Consider the following 20,514-nt stretch of genomic DNA (forward strand, 5'->3'; position numbering starts at 1 on the left):
ATCGAGCCACACGCGATCAAACGAAGACCGAAAAACCACGCGCTGCTGACAGTACCTCGACAGGTTGCGCGCGCCGCGATCATCCGTGCACGTCGGGCTTATGCTTAAGGTAGTGCCATGAGGGTCGGGCCTGCATAGATGCATAAACAAATGTAATACTGCAGGCTTGGCCTCCAGTCACGCACGAGTATGGCTATGAATACATTCTTGAGTGCGCTGGTGTTCCTTACGTTTAGCCACGAGGGTGGGATGTGCAAATATTTTTAAGTCACAGCAGTAAGCAGAAACCGCTTGTTCGCGAGATAAGAAGATACTTGCCAGCCTACCTAGGCTCGTGGATTGATGAAAAACAGCTGCTCTTCGGCGATAACATTGGCACGTCGATAGAGGCCACAATTAAGTCTGATATGGACTATGTCTTACTCTTTATCGACGAGCACGCAGCTACCTCTAGCTGGGTCGCTAAAGAGTTGGAGTGGGCATTGCAGGCTGAGAAGATTTTAGGCCGCACAATTCTGCTTCCGATTGTCATTGCGGAAAACGCACTTCGAGATATCGGAAGTATAGAAATACAAAATCGGAAACACCTTAAGCTAAAAGATTTTCAAGAATCGTCCGTTCGCGCTCTAGCAGATTCGATTGCGTCTGATCTTTTTGCCTTAGTGTGCAGAGATATGGATCGACTTCGAACGCCAAAGCCAAAGACGCCTTCGGCTACAATCGCCGATGCGGATGCGCTTCTTTCCGCTCACGCCGCATTAATCCGAAAGATTGTTTTTCCGCATCGAAAGCCGAATCCAATTTCGCGAGAGACACTCCGCAATGTGGTGAATTCGCAGGATGCAGAACCCATTGGCGCCGATGAATTCGAGAAAGTCCTTTCATCCGTTGTCCAACGTAACCTTATACCTGGACTTCTCTATGATGGGTTTGAGCTATTTTTGCTCGAAGAACATGCAAGCTGGAAATCTGAAGTACACCATCAGAGGAAAGAGAAGGTTGGAAGGAAGGCCGTCGGATTTATTCAAAATGGTATGAAGATCATCCTCGATGCGGGTTCTACAGTTGAGGAGGTCGTTCGTCTTCTATGCAAGAAAATCGAAAATCGAGCGCTGACCAAGTTAACAATTGCGACAACATCCATAAACATCGCCGATATGATCTCGGATTGCTGTGTCAGCATGGGCTTTGACGATAATTTCTCGGCGGTTCGCCTATATGTGCCAGGAGGACAAGTTCGCCCGAGCACGCAAGCTATTGTTCCAATGTTTGGGTCTGAGCGGGGGCAAATTCAGAGGCTCGCAGACCAGATAGGTGGTTTTGATCTTAGCATTATCGGTGTGAATGGAATTGATGCAACCGCAGGCTTTACTACCCATGACAATGCAGAGGCAATGAATAAAATCGATCTCGCGCGTGCCTCGGGATCCCGCCTCATTGTCGGAGACAGCTCAAAGATTGGGATAGTACTGGAGTACAAGTTCGCCGATCTTGAAGAAGAGTTTAAGCTAATTGTCGATAACAACCAAGAAAGCCAAGAACTTTGCAATTGTTTAGGGTCGCGCGCATCAAAAATTATCTTGGCGTAGATCGATTTTCTGATGACTGATGGAGAAGAGATTAAATTTGCCACTAATCTGGGCATCCGGTGTATGTCATGTAGAGCAGTAGTTTTCGATTTTTTTGGTGTCGTTTGCTCTGAAGTGGCGCCATTTTGGCTCGCGCGATATCTGCCCCAGGTGGAAGCGGCGAAGATAAAAGCGGAAATTGTGCGAGCTGCAGATTTGGGTGAAGTGTCCCAAGACGAAATGTTTTCTATGCTTTCCGAAGTTGCACAGGTGCCAGCGAAGCAGATCGAAAGGGAATGGCGGTCTTATGCCCGTATTGATCGGCAGGTAGTGGATTTTATTACAGCACTGAGGAATCGGTATCGACTGGGGCTTCTGACAAATTCGCCATCTTTGTTCGTGCGAGAAATTCTAGATCAACATCGATTGGGCGATTTATTTGAAGTGATCATCGTGTCGAGCGAAATTCACTGCGCAAAGCCAGATCCCGCCATTTACAGGCGGATGCTTGCTAGCTTGAACGTGCAGGCGAGCGAAACGGTAATGATCGACGACAATCCTGAAAATGTTGCTGCCGCGATCGCAGTAGGTATGGAGGGGATAGTTTTTCAATCGTGCAGCCAACTGCAATTGGCTATAGCGCACTAGGAGGTGGCCTGAACGAAACGACGGTAGATCGGACGATGGGGCTTGGCCTGTATAAATGCATAATTTAGCGGAGCAATGGCGGGGCAACGCGGTCAGGCTTGGCATGTTGCAAAATGAGAGCGTAGAAAATATGAGACCAGAACCAGAATCGGAACCAGAATCGGGTCGGACCAGCGCAAAGCGTTGTTCTGCTGAGACAAGAACATCGAAATTCGACCTTTCTAGCGCTTAGCACCCCCCCTTTTCGATGGCAGAAAGCTTTTCCTCCAAGCATGCAAGTCGAAGACCAGCCCAAACTAATCGCAAGCCCTAACCGATGCCCTGTGACGGGCATCGGTCACGAGTTCAATCCCGTCGTCGATCCGTATCTCGCCGAGCCTTATGCCTTCTGGCTTGGAGCACGGCTGTCAGTTGGATGCGCGCTGGTCGCATTCCTCGCCATGACCAACGCGTTTGCGCAGCAAGAGGTTCCCACGCTGCGCTACGACCCGCCGCCCAATTTCTACCGCAGCGCAATCCATCCGCCGGACGATTACTCTTCGAACGAGGTCAATGCGACGGTGCAGGTCTATCCATTCCGGCCGTTCAACGGGAACATCGAGCAGATGTTTCAGAAGACGCTTTTGCGCGAATGGATCGATCCCCGGTATCAGGAGACCAATGTTGCCGGGCAGCCCGAATTCGGGCTGGGGAGTGTCCGCGGAGCGCAAGTCGTTCTCACCGCGCGCTTTGCCGAGAACATCGCGGGCATTCCCAGGCAGCACATGCGGATGGTGATCGTCTCGGGCGGCATTGCGGCCATCGTCGATGCGTCCGCCAATAACATGACGACTTGGCAGCGCGCCTTGCCGGCGCTCAACGTGTTGGGCGCGTCGCTTCGCGTGGAGGCAGGGGCGGCGCTACCCTCGGTAACGGAAGGGCCCGGCCCGGCGGGCGGCAAGATCGCCGGGCTCTACATGGGAACGAAGCCGAAATACGTGGTGGATCTGAACCGGCCCGTAGGCTACGGAAAGCATGTGCCTGCCTTGCATTACTACCTGTTTTCCGCAGACGGCCGTGTGTATCGCGCCTACGACACGCTTACCGTGCCGGGCGGCGAAGTCAGCCGCTTCGACTTCGACGCCGCACAGCGCGACGACCCTGTCAATTCTGGCCGTTACACCGTGAAGGGCAATCAGCTATATATCAAGATGGGCGATCAGCCGCCGGAGATGATTACCACGGCTGCGCCGCAAGGCAACCGCATTACGATCGACACCGTCCTCTATATCCGTCAGTAAGTCACCCATGACGCCGAGGAAAAATTGTTTCTGACGTCATTGGCGATGATTGCATTCGCCGGCAATTCTCTGCTGTGCCGCATGGCACTGAAGCACACGGCGATCGACCCGGCTACCTTCACATCGATACGTGTGCTCTCCGGTGCCATTGCGCTCTGGCTTATCGTCAGCATGCGCACCGGCAGTCGCGTGCAGAGGGGGAGCTGGACCTCCGCGCTTGCACTTTTTGCTTACGCGGCCGCCTTTTCATTTGCCTATATCGATCTGTCCGCGGGTATGGGTGCATTGCTGCTGTTCGGCGCGGTGCAGGCCACCATGATCCTGTTCGGACTGTGGAAGGGCGAGCGCCTGAATGGATGGCAGAGCATTGGACTTGCGACGGCCCTCGGTGGGCTGATCGCCCTGTTGCTGCCAGGATTGTCCGCGCCGCCTTTGGGCAGCGCGATATTGATGGTGGGAGCCGGAATCGCCTGGGGTATGTATTCGCTGCGCGGCAAAGGCGCCGGTGATCCTCTGGCCGCAACCGCGGGTAATTTTCTGCGAGCCGTTCCGTTCGCGGTGATATTAAGTTTGGTGTTGTTGACTATGGCACGCGTGGACGCAGAAGGCATCGCGTACGCGATTGCCTCCGGAGCGCTGACTTCGGGAGTCGGCTACGCAATCTGGTATGCCGCCTTGCGCGGGCTCACAGCCACCAGCGCGGCGACAGTGCAACTGAGCGTGCCGGTCATCGCCGCTATCGGCGGCATCATATTGCTCGGTGAGCCGATCACGCTGCGCCTGCTCGGCGTCTCCATCGCTGTTCTCGGCGGCATAGCATTGGTGGTGGTCAGGCCGAAACCTGGCGGCTGAGTTCCGCGAAAGTCCCGACCCGGGTTACTCTTGATGTAAACAATGGAGAGCAGGCTTGGACACGTTGGGAGCGAGCAATGCAGATCGAGGATGACTCCAAACTTGGAGCGAGCACGGGTGGATGCCCTGTTACCGGAATCGGTCGCGAGTTCAATACGGCGTGCGGCGCCGGTGGCACGGTGAAAAACGGTGTGATCGAAGTTCAGGGCGATCACTGTGAACGGGGGATCGAAACCCTCAGGCAACAGGGCCGGACGGTCAAGCGTGCCGGGGGATGAGGTGGAACCAGCAAAGAACGGCGATAGCCGGGCTTTGCGTCGATTCACCTAACAGGGATTGCCCGGCTTGGGATTGCAGCCGTCGTGGTTGCTGATGATCAATACGGCCGCCACCCCAATGGCTACCCCGACCACGATCCAGAATGTCGTGTCGTCCGATCTTCCGCCCGACGGTTTCGCGTTCAACGGAACGCCATTCAGGCTCAACACGGACGCATCCCGATCCTGCCGGAGCCGGAAATCCAGCACGCGCACGGGTTCGGCGGAATACTTCGGGTCGGCAGTGAGTACCGATTCGTACGAGAGCCGGAATCCCAATTCCGGCTTGAGCTCTTTTCCCGTCTGGAAGGGAAGTGCCACGTAGAGCGTGGCTTGCGGCGCCATTCCCAGGTCGCCGGCATGAGCGATCGGCGCAAAAGCGGTTGCCCAGATCAGGAACAGGCAAATCGCCTCGCGAGGCTTGGTGATGCGGCTTCCGAGCCCAATGAGACAAATCAGTCGTTGCGTCATCTCGGCTCCTTTCAATGTGGTCAAGGAGACTTTCACGAAAGCGTGATATCCCATGAACGTGACGTCGCCTCCCGTGTGCAAAAAACAATTCGAAACTACGCCACGGTTGCGGCCGCGTCAACCGCATTGGAAGTGAAAGGGGTTTCGCACCGTCAAACGTGACCAGGCACAAGAGGGCACAGACTTTCTTAAGGGGACTACGGCTTGGATGGCGGTGGTAAACAATGGGGTCCGCGCTGTAAAGTGGCCGAAGTCGGGGTCCGTCGAATTTCTCTCCACCCGGGAGCGCAAATCGTGAGTGAGATTCATGAGGGAGGCTGTCTGTGCGGCAGTGTGCGTTATCGAACCAGCGGCGATCCGATGCTGGCGACGGTCTGCCATTGCACTTTCTGCCAGCGGCGTACCGGTAGTGCCTTTTCCGAACCTGTCTTTTTCAAAATGGAGCAAGTGCAGATGTCGGGTGGACCGCGGGTGACCTACGAGCATCGTTCCGATGAAAGCAATCGCTGGATTCGCCTGGAATTCTGCCCGCATTGCGGAACCACCGTTTCCTGGACAGCCGAAAGGAGGCCGGGTGTGCGTGGAATTTCCGCAGGAACTTTCGACGACCCCGCCTGGGTCAAGATTCAAAGGCATATCTGGACGCGCTCGGCGCAGCCCTGGATCTCCGTGCCGGTGGATGTGGAGTGTTTCGACAAGGGCTCTCCGGTATAAAACCCGGCTCCCTCGCTGGGTCCTTTGTCTTTGCTGCCACCACTGTCGCCGTGAATCGGCCTACGGCTTTCGTTCAGGGATGGGAACGCGGAACTCGCGATTTTCCTGCACCAGGGGAACCGCGGCCGCCACGAAGGAAAGGAGTGGATTATCCCGGCAAAATTTGTCGACATAGAGAGCGACGGCAGCCGGGTCCGGCATGGCGCCCAGGTGAACCTGATTCGCCGTGTTGCCGAAGTTGTATCCGGAGACGAATCCGCGAAACCAGGTCCCATATTGGGCACGCAAGACCTCGTCGCCCCGGGAGCGTGTCCACGCAGCGCACGATATGTCTTCAAAACTGAATATGGCAATATCAGGCGCGTCTTGAGCCACAGCCGTCGAAAAATTCACAAGGCAAAGTGCCGTCGCCCAGAGGCATACCCATTTCATTCGGCTTCCCCCTTTCTCGCGCCGCCGCTTTTTTCATGCTGTGCGGTGGGTTCGGACCTGCGGGATTGAATCGATTCATGGACGCAAAGGCGCGACCGCAATCACGTCCACCGGACTCCGTCAACAACGGTTGCGGCAGTCTCGCCCAGACCTCGACCGGAAGCAAGAGTCTCTGTCCCTCAAGAAACCGATGCAGGCTGCCGTTTACGGGACTGATCGAGGAGGTTCCGATGACGAGCGTATTGAGCGATATCCTTTCCTTAGACCCGGCCGAGGCCGACAGCGCGTTGTCGCCCGGAGATGAGGACGTCCTTGCCGGCCTGTTCGAAAACTGGGAACGATTTTCAGAAGCGGGAGCCATGCTGCGGCCGATTTCGCCGCTTGCCCTCAGCCTGCTGAGTCTGGACCAGGACTCGTCCACGCCCGGCCGCGACCTCACAAAAATAATCGAGAGCGATCCGATTCTCACCGCACGCATGCTCGGCCTTGCCAACTCGGTTGCATTCGCCGGATCGGCGAAGCCGATTTTCAAAGTGAGCGAGGCAATCGTACGTCTTGGTGTCGATACGGTGCTCACCGCGGCCTTCTCGCAACTGACAGCACAGTGGTTACGCGGCGCCTGCAAATTTCCCGATCCTTCGCTGATTCACGGTTTGTGGCTCGAATATCTGATCACGGCGCACTGTGCGCGTGAGATTGCCAAGCGGTTGCCTGACGGCGAAGTCGACGGTTCGCTGGCCTATGCGGCGGGGCTTTTGCACGATGTGGGGACGATTGCCCTTCTCTGCGCGCAGCCGGAGCCGATGTCCCGGTTTCTGCGGTCCGGATATGGATTTGGCGGACCTCTTTACGCCGGCTTCGTGACGGCACACACGCACCTCGGCGCCGCGTTGCTGCATCGCTGGCGCACGCCGGCCGATATCGCCACGGTGGCTGCCCGGCATCATTCGAAGTCGGTGTTGTCCGAGTCGGCGGCCTTGATCACCGTGTTCCTCGCCGATCATCTTCACCTGGCTGTCCTGGACCATGATCGCGCCGGCTTCGAGAACCCGGAGGCGTGCAGTCCTGGATGTTTTGGCAATGCCACCGAGCGGATCACCGCAGCGCTGGCGGCTCTGGGGGTCGCCGACGAACTGGATGTCATGGTCGGGCGCGTCGCCGCCGAGAGCCGTGGCATCGAGATGCTGGCCACGGCCATCCACCCGTAGACATCGAGTGCCGCAAGGCGCCCCTGAATCCCGCATTCAGGCTCCACCCCTGCGTCCGGGACGCTCGGCCAGCTTTGCGCGGAACACCCCGCTATACTGAAATTGCGCAGCTTCCCTCATACGCACTTTCCTCGCAGCCAGGATCCTTCACATGACAGCCATCGCCGCAGAAATCGCATCCCGGAAACGCATCGCGCTGGTCGCGCACGACAATAAAAAACAGGACCTTCTCGAATGGGCGCGCTACAACCGCGATCTCCTTGCCCACCATGAACTGCTCGCCACCGGCACGACGGGCAAGCTTCTGGAAGAGGCGCTGAAAACACCCATCGTCAAACTCCAGAGCGGCCCGCTGGGCGGCGACTTGCAGATCGGCGCCAAGATCGCGGAAGGGCTCATCGACTTCGTGATCTTCTTCTGGGACCCCTTGGAACCGCAGCCTCACGATCCCGATGTCAAGGCGCTGATCCGGATCGCGGTGGTCTGGAACATCCCGGTCGCGTGCAACCGGGCGACGGCCGACTTCGTGATCTCGTCGCCTCTGATGTCGTCGTCGTACGAGCGCGCGCTCCCGGACTACGAGAGTTACCGCGAGCGTTTACAAAAGCTGCCCGGCGAGCGATGAAGCCGGGTTCGTCTCGTTGAAAACGAAAGTTCTTCCAATCATCTTCGATGAGCCCTGAAGCTTCGGACAAGCGCTACGCCTGGAGCCCGTCTTGCACTAGAATTACCCTGGTTATCCATATCGAGGAAAAAGTACCATGAAGAAAATTCTGATTGCGCTGTTCTGTTTATTTTTCTCCGCGCATGCAACGGCCGGAGGCGGGCTCGATGGTTTTCTGAGCAAGCTCAATGCGAAGGCCAAGAGTGACCTCGCCGGTTTTTCCGCCAAGATCAGCGCCCAGTTTGGTATTCCCGAAGCGCAGGTCAAGGTGGTTATCGGCACGGTCAAGGAGCCCGCCGATGCCTTTATGGTATTCCAGCTTGGCCAAATGGCACGGCAGCCAACCGACAGGGTGCTGCAGGTTTACCAGGCCGGGAAGGGAAAGGGCTGGGGAGCGATGGCCAAGGATCTGGGCATCAAACCCGGTTCACCGGAATTCCACGCGCTCAAGCGCGGCGACTTCCATCTCGGGGACGCGTCGAGTGATGATCGTGGCAATGGAAAAGGAAGAGGGAAGGGGAAACACAAGGATTAGTCCCGCCGGATTGTGCTGCGATTCGCGCCACGTAATCCAAAGTAAGAGGCAGGTTTCCGGTTTGGCGTAGGATTTTCCTTTCCGTTGGAGAAAACCACATGAAGGTGTTCATCACCGGAGGCGGGGGATTTCTCGGCTACCGGCTCGCGCTGCGGCTGCTGGAGCGCAAGACGCTGGCCGGGGCGGACGGCAAGCCCGCACCCATTTCGCAGATCAAGCTCATGGACGCCGCTTTTCCGGCCAATGCTGATCCCCGGCTGGTGTGCGTGAAGGGAGATATCGCGGAGCCGGGCACCATCGCAGCCGCGATGGATGCCGATACGAATTCAGTGTTCCATCTCGCGGCCGTGGTCAGTTCGGGCGCCGAAGCCGATTTCGATCTCGGTTACCGCGTCAATCTCGACGGCACGCGGAATCTGCTCGAAGCCTGCCGCATGCTGAAGTCTCCGCCGCGGCTGGTTTTCAGCAGTTCACTGGCCGTGTTCGGCGGCAAACTGCCGGCCGTGGTGGACGATTCGATCACGCCGAATCCGCAGACCTCTTACGGGACGCAGAAAGTCATAGGCGAGTACCTGGTCACCGACTATTCGCGCAAAAGTTTTCTCGATGGCCGCAGCCTGCGCTTGCCCACCATCGTTGTGCGTTCCGGCAAACCCAATCTCGCGTCGACTTCGTTTGCGAGCGGCATGTTCAGGGAACCGCTGAACGGCGTGGTATGCGAGTGCCCCGTGGACGATACGGTCGAGATGTGGATCCTTTCGCCCGGCAAGGTGCTCGACGCCTTCGTGCATGCCCACGACCTGCCGGCATCCGCGTGGGGGTCGAATCGCGCGATCAGCCTGCCCGGCATCACCTTTTCGGTGAGGGAGGGCGTCGAGGCGCTGCGCCGCATCGCCGGGGACGAGGTCGCGGCGCGCGTCGTCTTCAAGCCGGTCGACCGTATCCAGAATATGATCAGAACGTTTCCCGCCCGCTTCAAGACGCCGCGGGCGCTCGAGATGGGATTCACCGCCGATACCGGCATCGACACCATCCTGAAGGATTACATCGCAAGCGAAGGCATCAAACTCTGACAACTGTGTTGGAAGTGACATGTCCGATAAAAACAGCACCGGCCTGCGTCTGAAGCGCGGGCGCTACAAAGCCATTGCGGGCAAGGTTTACCACACGCCGAAGGAGATCTGGAATTTCCGGACTGCGGCCCGGGGCGGTTCACCCGAGAGCATCGCGCGTGATTTTGTAGTGGCCAACGCGGCCCTGTTCAAGCTCGAGGAGGGCGTCAGCGAACTCACCGTGCAGCGCGTGATCCGCAGCCTGGGCGCCGCGCACGTCATCTTCAGGCAGGTTCACGACCGCTATCGCGTGCACCGCGGTTACGTGACGGTTCATATGGATCGTTCCGGACGTGTGTATCTCTCCAAGAACCGTTCGGTGCCGCCGCGTCTGCTGCCCGGAAAATTCGAGAAGAACATCGACCGCGACGAGGCCGTGCGCCGCGCGCGCCGCTCCCTGCCGAAGCGCGACCGGCTCAGCGACGTGCGCGAGACCGAAAGGCTGTGGTTCCCCCGCGAAAACGAACTGGTGCCGGCATGGAAGGTGCGGCTGACACGCGCTTTGCCGCGAGAGGAGTGGATTGTCTACCTGAGCGCCCGCAACGGCGCCATCCTCAACAAATACGACAACCTGGCCGAGGCCGTGCGCGGACGCGGCCACGTGTTCGATCCGAGCCCGGTCACCGCTCTCGGCGACCATGCGCTGCTGCTCAACGAGAGGAAGAAACCGCGCCGTCCGCCGCCGGTCGCCTACCGCGAGGTCATCCTCGAAGGCCTGGATGGAGGCGGCACGCTCTCCGGAGAAAAAGTCACGACCGCGCCTACGCGCGACATGCGCGTCAGAAAGGCCGACCTGCAGTTCTCGTTGCGCTCGCACGAGCGCGGCTTCGAAGAAGTGATGGTCTATTACCATGTCGACTCTGCGCTGCGCTATCTGGAGCAACTCGGCTACAAGGGCGCGCGAGCCATCTTCCGCGAGCCGGTCAAAGCCAACGTCAATGGCACTCGCGACGACAATTCCTGGTACAGCCCGGTCGATCGCATGCTCACCTTCGGTACCGGCGACATCGACGACGCCGAGGATGCGGAGACCATTCTGCATGAACTCGGCCATGCCATCCAGGATGCGATCTGCCCCGATTTCGGCCAGTCGGCCGAAGCCGCCGCGATGGGCGAAGGCTTCGGCGATTATTTCGCCGCGAGTTTCTTCGAATCGCGCAAACCCCCGCATTACCGGAACTCGGTCATGAGCTGGGACGGCCTGCTTTCCGGACTTGGCAGCGGCGACGATCCGCCTTGCCTGCGCCGTGTCGACAGCCCGAGGACCCACCGGAGTTTCCGCCCAAGCGGGGACGAACACGTCAACGGCCAGATCTGGTCGGCGATGCTTTGGGAAGTGCGGGCGTTGCTCGGGCGGGAGAAGGCCGATCGGCTCATTCTGGAAAGCCATTTCCAGCTCGACGGCTTCACCGACTTCGCGAGAGGTGCACGCGCCATCCTGGACGCCGATCGCAACCTGGAAGGCGGACGGCACGGGTCGGCGTTGAAGAAAATTTTCCGGCGCAGAAAGATCGGACCCGTCTAGCGGCAGCCTCTGCAACGAACCCTGGATAAGGCTGAACCATCGGCGCCATCGCGGGAACGGCGGTCTGGCTGGATTCATCATCGAGTTCGCATGCCGGCGGCTATTCAACCGCAGTACTTTGCAGGGGAGCGTGCATCATGCCGGGATTGACGCTGGACATTGCAAGGCAGTTGCTCGATCGCGCAATGGCCAGAGTGAAGCAGGAATTCAATCGACCGATCTGCGTTTCGGTTTGCGATCCCCAGGGGTTCCTTCTCGCTTTTGCGCGCATGGAGGGATCGCCGGTCAGAAGCATCAGGATTTCGCAGGGAAAGGCCTATACCGCCGCGCGCGAGGATCAGCTTATTACCGACTATATCGCCGAGTTTGTCCTTTCGGGTTCCAAAGCCTGGAGTCTTCACCGCGAAGGCGCGAAGGTTGCGCGAAGAAGTGCGAGGCGAAAAACCGTGACTGTTCGATCTCGATGCGGTCGGGCGGCTCGACAACAAGCTGCCCGATCCGGCGATCCTGTTCCTGCTGCTGATGCTCGTGGTGTGGGCGGCATCCTGGTTGCTTTCGGGAGTGAACTTCACCGAACTCGATCCGCGCAACGGCAAGCCGATCGCGATATATGTTCTGGTGATTCCGCTCGGCGCGGTGATCTTCCATGCGGCCGGCCGCCATCCGCTCGCCGGCATTGCGGCGGCTTTTGCCGGTGTCTCCGGTGGTTTCTCCGCGACCTTCTTCCTGCCCTCCAGTCTGGATCCGTTGCTTGCCGGCCTGACCCAGGCGGCGGCGAACATCACCGATGCCGCCGTGGTGGTGAATCCGCTCAACAACCGCGACATCGTCGCCGGCATGAGCAAGTCGATGAGCGGCATGGGCTACTACCTGGTCATGGCTTTCTTCTGCGCGCAATTCGTCTATGCCTTTGGCCAGTCCAACCTGGGTGCGCTGACGGCGATCAAAGGCGCCGGCTGGCTCAAGGCCATGGGTTTTCCGATGGCGGTTATCCTGATCGGGGTCGTGCTGCTCTCGGCCTCGGTGAATCTGATGATCGGTTCCGCGTCGGCGAAGTGGGCACTGATCGGACCGATCATGGTGCCGATTCATCGTCGTGTTCTGCCGGCGTTACGCGAAGTCCACCGGCTGGGCACCAAAACCATCAATGCAGCCGGCATCACGATCTGGTCGGCGGCGACCATGCTCACCGGCGCTTCCTGGAACTTCGTCTCGTTGATCGGCACGCGGCTGGCCATGGGCATAGGCGAACCAACAACGTTTCCCACCGGCGGGCGCGTAGTGCGCGAGTGGATTCCCGCGGGCGAGCGCGACGCGAAGACCAGCGCCCTGCAGAGCCGCGCCAGGGCCACGCGCGTGCTGGACTTGCTGCGCACGCGCACCATGTGGGGCCTGGCGCTCGCCGAAGGTTGCGCGGTCTACACCCGGTATCTGTTTCTGACCTGGTTGCCCAGCTATCTGCAAACGACACGCGGCTTGACCATCGTCAGGACCGGATTGTTCACCGCGGTGCCTTACGCCGGCGCAGCCGTCCTGGGCATTGCTCTCGGACGCATCAGCGATCGTTTGCTGACGCCCGATGCCGTGGGGAAGGGACGCTCGCTGGTCAACGATCTACTGCGCAATCCCGAGGATTCCGGCAAGGCGATGAGCATCCTCATCGTGGCCGGACCGGCCAATTAATTTCTCCAGACGAGGATCCATGCTGTTCAATCCGCCCACCATTGTGCAGACCACCGTATTCGCGCGGCTTCCCGAGGAACTGAAGTCTGCCGACCAGAACAACGGCTGGGTCGCGCGCCAGCCGGTCGGCACGCCGGCAGGCTCGCTGCTCGAAGGCCCATCTTTCGACCGGGAAGGCAATCTGTGGTGCGTCGACATCCAGAATGGCCGCGTGTTCAAGGTGACCCGCGATGGCGTTTTTCATGTCATCGCCCAATACGACGGCTGGCCGAACGGCCTGAAGTTCCATCGCGACGGCCGCATCTTCATCGCCGACCACAAGAACGGCATCGTGCTGCTCGATCCGGTGAGCGGAAGAATCACGCCGTTTCTGCGTGACGTGAATGGTTCGCGCTTCAAGGGGGTCAACGATCTGTTTTTTGCATCCAATGGCGACCTGTACTTCACCGACCAGGGATTGACCGGACTGCATGATCCGACCGGGCGGTTGTTTTGCCTCAGTCCCACGGGCGCGCTGACTTGTCTGCTCGACAACATACCGAGCCCCAACGGACTGGTCATGAACCGCGACGAGTCGCAGCTCTACGTTGCCGTGACGCGTGGCAATTGCGTGTGGAGAGTGCCGTTCGTGCGCGAAGGCGGCATTGCCAAAGTCGGTTTGTACATCCAGCTCTCGGGCGGCGGCGGACCGGACGGCCTTGCCCTGGACGAGGAAGGCGGACTGATCGTGGCCCATGTGGGCATGGGATCGGTGTGGACCTTCAATTCCCTGGGGGAGCCGGTGCACCGGATCAGGTCGTGCATGGGCACGCACACCACCAATGTCGCTTTCGGCTGGCCGGACCGCAATACGCTCTACATCACGGAATCGGCCAGCGGGACCATTCTCAAGGCACAACTCGATGCACCCGGCAAGCTCATGTACTCGCACACCTGAGGCGGTGTCCGCGCTCAGCAGCGCGACCCGTCTATTTACGCACGCGCAGCCAGGAAGGCCGGACTGAGCAATGCGCAGGCGCCGAGCTCGAACCCTGGATCGTCCAGGCAAGCGGCGTTCAGCAGCGCCGCATCCACCAGACCCGGATAGTTGTTTCTCATCGAACGCAGGTAAGCCGGATCGTAGTGGGTCGCGAGCAGGTCGCCGACCAGAACCTCCCATTCTCCCGCGTCGATCTGCGCGATCCAGCGCGCGACGGTGGCCTTGGAATGCTGCGCGGTCAGCCGCGACAATTGCGTCTTCAGCCATGCCGGTTCAGCCAGAAAATGCCGGTACTCGGCGATGAGGAAGCGCACCCGCTCCGCCACCGGCGCCTCGATGCGCACACAGCTCGATTTGCGCATGCGTTCCAGCAGCGCTTCCGGCACGCGCAGTGCGCCGATCCTTCTACTTTCCGCCTCGACGAAGACGGGGCGTGTCGCATCGAAGTTTCGCAGCGCGCTCCAGACCAAGCTTTCGAACATTTTCTGCGCGGGCTGCGGATCGCCGGGCAGGTCGCCGAGCACCGAGCCGCGATGCCGCGCCAGCGCTTCGAGGTCAAGGACCTGTGCGCCGCGCGCCGCCAGCGTTTGCAGCAGGCGGCTTTTGCCGCTGCCGGTGGGGCCGCAGATGACGCGATAGTCGTATCGCATCGGCAGTTCTTCGAGCTGCGCGAGCATCGCACGCCGATAGCTCTGGTAGCCGCCTTGCAACGACGCCGCATCCCAGCCGATCTCCCGCAGAATGAGCGTCATCGCTCCCGACCGCTTGCCGCCGCGCCAGCAATAGATCAGCGGTTTCCAGTGCTGGTCGCGCGAGGCGAAATGCGTCTCGAGATGCCGCGCCACATTCTTCGCCACCAGCGCTGCGCCGATCTTGCGCGCTTCGAACGGCGAGATTTGCTTGTAAACCGTACCAACCCGGGCACGCTCCTCGTTGCCGAGCACCGGGCAGTTCACCGCGCCGGGGACATGGTCGACGGCGAATTCCGCGGGCGAGCGGACATCGACGACTTCGTCGAAGTCGTCGAGCTGTGCCAGGTCGACGCTGCTTTCGTACCTCACCGATGAAGTACCAGAATGGAGAGTGGGGTATTCTAAGCGACCCGACCCTGACTCGACGGCTCAGATGAACGCACCCGCGGAACGCCCCATCCGTCTCACCGAGTTCAGCCACGGCGGTGGTTGCGGCTGCAAGATCGGACCGGCCGTGCTGTCCGAGATTCTCGCCAGGACGCCGCTGCGCGCGATCCCGAAGGATCTGCTGGTCGGCATCGAGACCAGCGACGACGCGGCGGTCTATCGCCTCAACGACCAACAGGCCATTATCGCCACCACCGATTTCTTTACGCCCATCGTCGACGATCCATTCGACTTCGGGCGCATCGCGGCGACCAACGCGATCTCCGATGTGTACGCCATGGGCGGCCAGCCGATTTTCGCGCTGGCCCTGGTCGGCATGCCGCTGGAGAAACTTCCCGTCGAAGCCATCCAGCGCATTGTCGCAGGCGGTGAGTCGGTGTGCGCGATCGCGGGCATTCCGATCGCTGGCGGCCATTCCATCGACACGCTCGAGCCCATCTATGGCCTGGTTGCGCTCGGCGTCGTGCACCCGGACAAGGTCAAGCGCAACAGCGGCGCGAAGGCGGGTGACGTGCTGATCCTCGGCAAGCCGCTGGGTATCGGCATCCTTTCCGCCGCGCTGAGGAAGGGGAAACTCTCGCCCGACGGCTATCGGCAGATGCTGGCCACGACGACGCAGCTCAATACGCCGGGATTGAAGCTCGCGGACCTGCCGGGTGTCCACGCCATGACCGATGTAACGGGTTTCGGCCTCGGCGGCCATCTGCTCGAAATCTGCCGCGGCTCCAGACTGGGAGCCGCCGTGCGCTTCGACGATCTGCCTGTGCTCGAAGACGCACTGGAATGCGTGAAGCAGGGTATGGCCACCGGCGCATCGGGGCGCAACTGGGCGGGCTATGGCCATGAAGTGAAATGCCCTGGGGATTTCGCGGACTGGAAGCGCAATCTCGTCACCGATCCGCAGACCTCGGGCGGCCTGCTGGTGGCGTGCGCGCCCGAGGCGGCGGACGACGTGCTGCGCATTTTCAGATCCGAGGGCTTTGCGGCTGCGACGAAGATCGGCGTCATGACGCGGGGCGACGCGGCGTTGACAATTGGCTAGCGGGAAAATAATTGCCGGGACCTTGCCCAGCCGGAGTGCGAGGTCCCGTTGCACGTCGAGAAAGGGAAGGGTTCGAATGACCGACCTGTATGCGTTCTCTGCTACCAGCCTGGAGGGAAAGCCGGTCAAGCTGGATGCCTTTCGCGGCAAGGTCGCGCTCGTGGTCAATACGGCCAGCCAATGCAGCTTTACGCCGCAGTACGCGGGGCTGGAAGAACTGCAGCAGGTTTTTCACGCAAAAGGCTTCGACGTGCTGGGTTTTCCCTGCAATCAGTTCGGCAAGCAGGAACCGGGCGCAGCGGACGAGATCGGGTCCTTCTGCCGGAAAAATTACGGGATTTCCTTCCCGATGTTCGACAAGATCGATGTGAACGGCGCCGGTGCGCATCCGCTGTATAAATGGCTGACTTCCACTGCGCCGGGCTTTCTCGGCACCCACGCGATCAAGTGGAACTTCACCAAGTTTCTGGTCGGCCGGGATGGGCACGTGGTCAGGCGCTACGGCTCGTGGACGAAGCCGCGGAACATCGCGGCGGACATCGCGAAGCTGCTGGCAGCCTGAAGTCCGATTCCGCGGAGTTCTGACACGCAATGAGCGATCAAGCAAATCCGGGAACCACCAGCGGTGGGGCCGTTGCCTGTGCCACATGCAGAGCGTGTTGCTGCAAGCTGGAAGTCATCCTGATGGGCGACGACGATCCTCCGGCCGAATTCGTCGCAACGGACCAATGGGGCGGACAAGTCATGAAACGCCTCGACGATGGCTGGTGTGCCGCCGTGGATAGGGTCACGATGTTGTGCCGGATATACGAACGCCGGCCGGGGGTGTGTCGCGAATTTGCAGTCGGCGAAAGCGAATGCCTGACCGAGCGCCTGGCACTCGATGAGGAAAAGCTGATTGTCGTGAGACCATAGCTGTTGAGTTAACATCGGGACTCACCACGACAGCTTCAGCCGTAAGTGTTTCACCTTAAGGCGCGAAGACACGAAGAGAAGCAGACGCATTTCCTGAATTCGCGTGCGGATGTAGAGAAACGGATTTCATTGGTCCGATACCCACTTCACTGATTCAACGAGGTTCGAACAGAAACACTTGTTCTCGGTTTTCTTCGTGTCTTCGTGCCTTCGTGGTGAGATTTTCAGTTACCACTTTCGACAGGTTAACCAACAAGTTCCACGACAATGAACGCCCGGCCTGACGCTGAAGAAGTCGTCTCTGCGACGCGAACCTGGCTCGAGAGGGCGGTGATCGGTCTCAACCTGTGCCCGTTCGCCAAGCCGGTCCATCTGAACAACCGTATCCGGTATTTCGTCAGCGACGCGCGTTGGCCGGCCAGGCTGCTCGAAGAGCTGATGGCGGAGTTGCGCGCACTGGACTCCGCCGACCCGGTGCAATGCGAGACGACCCTGCTGATCCATCCTCATGTCCTGGCCGATTTTCCGGACTACAACGAATTTCTGGAACGGGCCGACGACGCGGTCAGTGAACTCGGACTCGACGGCGTGATCCAGGTCGCGAGTTTTCATCCCCGCTACCAGTTCGAAGATGCCGGGCCGGACGATATCGAGAACTACACCAATCGTTCGCCTTATCCCATGCTGCATCTGTTACGCGAATCGAGCGTCGAGCGTGCGGTCACCACCCATCCGGACACCACGGCGATTTATCGGAAAAACATCGAGACACTGCGCCGCCTCGGGCATGAGGGCTGGCGTCGGCTGTGGCTTGCCGAATCGTCCAGGGAGGATGAAAAGACATAGCAACCCGGGTCAGTTCCGTGGCCCGGGCATGGAAGTGCGATCCTGACCGACTCCAGGGCATAGAATAGCTTTGTCCGTAATTGACCGCCTCTCCGCGGTGCGGAGTGTAGTCGGGGCCGAAACGCGAAACGCTTTCCCGAGTTCACAGAATCTGTCTCCTAAACTCACGTCCGCGTAAGGAGCCGCCGCCATGGACGAAAATGCCAGCACGCGCACCAGCGACCAGCCGGAATCCGATCGTCAGTCATTAGTCCTTGATACCGACTTTCAAATCGTCGCCGAAGATGCACCGGTGATGCTGTGGTTGACCAATGCGGAAGGCAAGGTCGTCTTCACCAATTCAAAATGGATGAAATTTGTGGGAGGGACGTCAACCCAACGCGTGGGCGGCGATGCGTGGATCAAGGCCCTGCATCCCGACGACCTGGAACCCTGCCTGAGGATTTTCGAAGAGGCATTCGGGGCGCACAAGTCGTTCGAGATGGAGTACCGGCTGCGTCGGGCGGACGGCCAATACCGGTACGTGCTCGACACGGGCGAGCCCTACATCAGCAAGGACGGGAAGTTTGCCGGATTCATCGGCGCCTCCACTGATATTACCGATCGCAAGAATCACGAAAATCAGTTGCGCGTCTCTCAGCTGGAACTGACGCAGCACAATCTGGAGATGCAGCTCATCAACGAATTGAATTCCTACCTGCAGGTGTGCCGGTCGCTGGAGGAAACGCATTCCATCGTTGCACATTTCGCCCGCAGGATCTTCGCCGAATACGCGGGGGCACTCTATCTGTTCAACGAAAACCACAGCAGGGTCGAATCGGTGGCCCAGTGGGGCGACGCTGAATGTTTTTCAGTGGAGGCAATTTCCCCCGACGACTGCTGGGCTTTGCGGCAAGGCAAGGTCCACGTGGTAGACGGGTCGACGGACGTGATCGTGTGCAAGCACATAGCCGAAGGCTCCAGGCAGGGCTACGTCTGCGCGCCGGCAATTGCGCAGGGCGAGATGATTGGAGTGCTTTCCGTGACGCTCGGTCGCGGGGATGGCGATGGCGGTGACGGTGCCGGCCTCATGCGAAGGTCGGTGGAATCCCGATCCCGTCTTATTTCAATGGCGGCGGACAACCTGGCGATGGCGCTCGTCAGCCTGAAACTTCGCGAAGCGCTGCGCGAGCGGTCGGTGCGGGATCCGCTGACGCGCTTGTTCAACAGGCGCTACCTTGAGGAAACGCTGGCCCGTGAATTGTCGAATTGCAAGCGGGCCGGAAAACCACTGGGCGTGATCATGGTGGACATCGACCACTTCAAGCAATACAACGATACCCATGGGCACGATGTCGGCGACTTCGTGCTGGTGGAGATTGCGGATCTGGTGCGCTCGAAGCTCAGGTCCGAGGACGTGGCCTGCCGCTATGGCGGGGAGGAGCTGGCGCTGATCATGCATGGGGCGAGCAAGGAGATCGTCTTTGCCCGGGCGGAAGCCGTGCGCAAGGCAATAGCGGACCATGAATTCGTCTGCAAAGGCAAAAACCTGGCGCGTGTCACCGTTTCGATGGGGGTCGCGGAATTTCCGGCAGACGGCGACTCGGTGGCCGCCGTGCTCAAGGCCGCCGACACCGCCCTCTACCAGGCCAAAGAGTCCGGCCGCAACAGGACTGCCATGGCTGGGATCACGTAGATGGTGGGGTCGGCGCGATGTGTGCAGGTTTCGCCGCTTGCGCCTTAACGGCGGTTCAGTGAGCGCGGCTTTGGATACTGCACCAGTTTCGACGCTTTGCGCTCGAAGGCATCGCGTTGTGCCAGCAGGCGCTCCTGCGCTGCCGAGATAAGAGTGTAATGCCGCGCCTTTACCAGGCGATCGTGAACCTCGTTGCATGCTTCTTCGTTCGTGACCCAAAGGGAGGGATCGACTCTTCGCAGATCGAATGTCCGCGAATAGCTGCGCAATGTCTTTTGATACCTCTTGTTGAAATACTCGTGGAAGTACGACATCGCCAGCTCCCGCAGCGTACGGTAGACCGGATCCCGATAGCGCAGCGGCGTGCCATTGGTCTTGGAAATCGCACCCCAGCAATCCTTGCGGCGGAAAACAGCGATCACGTGAGGGAAATCGCTCAGATCGCAGTCGAGATGAACCAGCAGCGGCGGATCGCCATGAATCCACAGCGCGCACGCCGCCAGAAAGGCGCCTTCGATGCAGTGTGCGCGGCGCTGCCGCAACACTTCCCGAACGGACAGGATGGTTTCGCCATCCAGCTCGTGATTGATCGGCGTCGCGTTCAGGAAGACCTGGATTTCCTGCGGCGTGTCCAGCCGCTTCAGCATGGCAAACTCCCTCACCGACATGCCGAGGTATCTGCGGTTCGCGAAGCGCTTGTTTGCCTTGTTGATCATGGGTGGGAACGCAGTTGCCAGTCGCTATGGTAAACGCCGGGTAAGGATGGCGACGGTGGAAGGTCCGTTGTGTCGTTCGTGGCCAATCTGGCCGGGTCATTGCCGGAATGTCATCGATCCATACTATCCTTCGGATCCGATCAAGTGTCGATGTCGAAATTCCGGCTAAAACGCGGTGTTAAACAGATGGATA

General features: G+C 59.5%; 21 protein-coding genes and 2 pseudogenes. 19 read left to right on the forward strand and 4 right to left on the reverse strand.

Going from position 1 to position 20,514, the window contains the following annotated elements; genetic code table 11:
* The first annotated feature begins 251 nt into the window (after positions 1–251).
* The 5 genes from HY067_09215 (at position 252) to HY067_09235 (ending at position 4,626) form a co-directional block, all read left to right on the forward strand.
* Positions 252–1,589 carry a TIR domain-containing protein gene (locus HY067_09215; GenBank protein MBI3528137.1) on the forward strand — a complete coding sequence of 446 codons (1,338 nt, stop codon included), beginning with the start codon at positions 252–254 and terminating at the stop codon, positions 1,587–1,589.
* A 12-nt stretch (positions 1,590–1,601) separates the two neighbouring features.
* On the forward strand, positions 1,602–2,216 hold the full coding sequence (locus HY067_09220; protein ID MBI3528138.1) for an HAD family phosphatase: 615 nt from the start codon (positions 1,602–1,604) through the stop codon (positions 2,214–2,216).
* A 323-nt stretch (positions 2,217–2,539) separates the two neighbouring features.
* Positions 2,540–3,496, forward strand: coding sequence for a hypothetical protein (locus HY067_09225; GenBank protein ID MBI3528139.1), 957 nt, complete (start codon positions 2,540–2,542; stop codon positions 3,494–3,496).
* A gap of 45 nt (positions 3,497–3,541) precedes the next feature.
* The gene (locus HY067_09230) at positions 3,542–4,348 is read left to right on the forward strand and encodes a DMT family transporter (protein MBI3528140.1); all 807 of its coding nucleotides are present in this window, start codon (positions 3,542–3,544) and stop codon (positions 4,346–4,348) included.
* A 77-nt stretch (positions 4,349–4,425) separates the two neighbouring features.
* A complete protein-coding gene (locus tag HY067_09235) occupies positions 4,426–4,626 on the forward strand; it encodes a hypothetical protein (protein ID MBI3528141.1) in 201 nt (66 codons plus the stop codon).
* 48 nt (positions 4,627–4,674) lie between these two features.
* On the opposite strand, the gene HY067_09240 is transcribed toward HY067_09235, so the two are convergent.
* Positions 4,675–5,136, reverse strand: a complete 462-nt coding sequence (locus HY067_09240; GenBank protein MBI3528142.1) for a hypothetical protein — start codon at positions 5,134–5,136, stop codon at positions 4,675–4,677.
* A 294-nt stretch (positions 5,137–5,430) separates the two neighbouring features.
* Between HY067_09240 and HY067_09245 the strand changes: the two genes are divergently transcribed.
* Positions 5,431–5,850 carry a GFA family protein gene (locus HY067_09245; protein MBI3528143.1) on the forward strand — a complete coding sequence of 140 codons (420 nt, stop codon included), beginning with the start codon at positions 5,431–5,433 and terminating at the stop codon, positions 5,848–5,850.
* A gap of 60 nt (positions 5,851–5,910) precedes the next feature.
* Here the strand turns inward: HY067_09245 and HY067_09250 are convergent, their stop codons facing one another.
* Positions 5,911–6,282, reverse strand: coding sequence for a hypothetical protein (locus HY067_09250; protein ID MBI3528144.1), 372 nt, complete (start codon positions 6,280–6,282; stop codon positions 5,911–5,913).
* A 230-nt stretch (positions 6,283–6,512) separates the two neighbouring features.
* Here HY067_09250 and HY067_09255 point away from each other — a divergent pair, with 230 nt between their 5' ends.
* From HY067_09255 to HY067_09290, 8 genes and pseudogenes are all read left to right on the forward strand, one after another.
* A complete protein-coding gene (locus HY067_09255; GenBank protein MBI3528145.1) occupies positions 6,513–7,490 on the forward strand; it encodes an HDOD domain-containing protein in 978 nt (325 codons plus the stop codon).
* A gap of 151 nt (positions 7,491–7,641) precedes the next feature.
* Positions 7,642–8,115, forward strand: a complete 474-nt coding sequence (locus HY067_09260) for a methylglyoxal synthase (GenBank protein ID MBI3528146.1) — start codon at positions 7,642–7,644, stop codon at positions 8,113–8,115.
* 136 nt (positions 8,116–8,251) lie between these two features.
* Complete coding sequence (locus tag HY067_09265; protein ID MBI3528147.1) at positions 8,252–8,689, forward strand: hypothetical protein; 438 nt, start codon at positions 8,252–8,254, stop codon at positions 8,687–8,689.
* A gap of 98 nt (positions 8,690–8,787) precedes the next feature.
* Positions 8,788–9,762 carry an SDR family oxidoreductase gene (locus HY067_09270; protein ID MBI3528148.1) on the forward strand — a complete coding sequence of 325 codons (975 nt, stop codon included), beginning with the start codon at positions 8,788–8,790 and terminating at the stop codon, positions 9,760–9,762.
* 19 nt (positions 9,763–9,781) lie between these two features.
* Positions 9,782–11,326: a M36 family metallopeptidase gene (locus HY067_09275; protein ID MBI3528149.1), complete on the forward strand. Its 1,545-nt coding sequence runs from the start codon at positions 9,782–9,784 to the stop codon at positions 11,324–11,326.
* Between the two features lie 137 nt (positions 11,327–11,463).
* Positions 11,464–11,658: pseudogene (locus HY067_09280) on the forward strand (heme-binding protein).
* Between the two features lie 127 nt (positions 11,659–11,785).
* Positions 11,786–13,009 (forward strand): annotated as a pseudogene (locus tag HY067_09285) (AbgT family transporter).
* Positions 13,010–13,031: 22 nt separating this feature from the next.
* A complete protein-coding gene (locus HY067_09290; protein MBI3528150.1) occupies positions 13,032–13,946 on the forward strand; it encodes an SMP-30/gluconolactonase/LRE family protein in 915 nt (304 codons plus the stop codon).
* A gap of 35 nt (positions 13,947–13,981) precedes the next feature.
* Here the strand turns inward: HY067_09290 and mnmH are convergent, their stop codons facing one another.
* Positions 13,982–15,049: a tRNA 2-selenouridine(34) synthase MnmH gene (gene mnmH, locus HY067_09295; protein ID MBI3528151.1), complete on the reverse strand. Its 1,068-nt coding sequence runs from the start codon at positions 15,047–15,049 to the stop codon at positions 13,982–13,984.
* A 64-nt stretch (positions 15,050–15,113) separates the two neighbouring features.
* On the opposite strand from mnmH, the gene selD reads away from it, so the two are divergent.
* The 5 genes from selD (at position 15,114) to HY067_09320 (ending at position 19,605) form a co-directional block, all read left to right on the forward strand.
* Positions 15,114–16,169 carry a selenide, water dikinase SelD gene (selD, locus tag HY067_09300; GenBank protein MBI3528152.1) on the forward strand — a complete coding sequence of 352 codons (1,056 nt, stop codon included), beginning with the start codon at positions 15,114–15,116 and terminating at the stop codon, positions 16,167–16,169.
* 76 nt (positions 16,170–16,245) lie between these two features.
* Positions 16,246–16,731, forward strand: a complete 486-nt coding sequence (locus tag HY067_09305; GenBank protein MBI3528153.1) for a glutathione peroxidase — start codon at positions 16,246–16,248, stop codon at positions 16,729–16,731.
* A gap of 29 nt (positions 16,732–16,760) precedes the next feature.
* Complete coding sequence (locus HY067_09310) at positions 16,761–17,084, forward strand: YkgJ family cysteine cluster protein (GenBank protein MBI3528154.1); 324 nt, start codon at positions 16,761–16,763, stop codon at positions 17,082–17,084.
* Between the two features lie 267 nt (positions 17,085–17,351).
* A complete protein-coding gene (locus HY067_09315) occupies positions 17,352–17,930 on the forward strand; it encodes a DUF1415 domain-containing protein (GenBank protein ID MBI3528155.1) in 579 nt (192 codons plus the stop codon).
* 190 nt (positions 17,931–18,120) lie between these two features.
* Entirely contained in the window at positions 18,121–19,605 is a 1,485-nt protein-coding gene (locus HY067_09320) for a diguanylate cyclase (protein ID MBI3528156.1), read from the forward strand.
* Between the two features lie 44 nt (positions 19,606–19,649).
* On the opposite strand, the gene HY067_09325 is transcribed toward HY067_09320, so the two are convergent.
* Positions 19,650–20,321, reverse strand: a complete 672-nt coding sequence (locus tag HY067_09325; protein MBI3528157.1) for a hypothetical protein — start codon at positions 20,319–20,321, stop codon at positions 19,650–19,652.
* Positions 20,322–20,514: the final 193 nt, after the last annotated feature.

It is taken from the genome of Betaproteobacteria bacterium (assembly GCA_016194905.1).
Taxonomy (GTDB): domain Bacteria; phylum Pseudomonadota; class Gammaproteobacteria; order Burkholderiales; family JACQAP01; genus JACQAP01.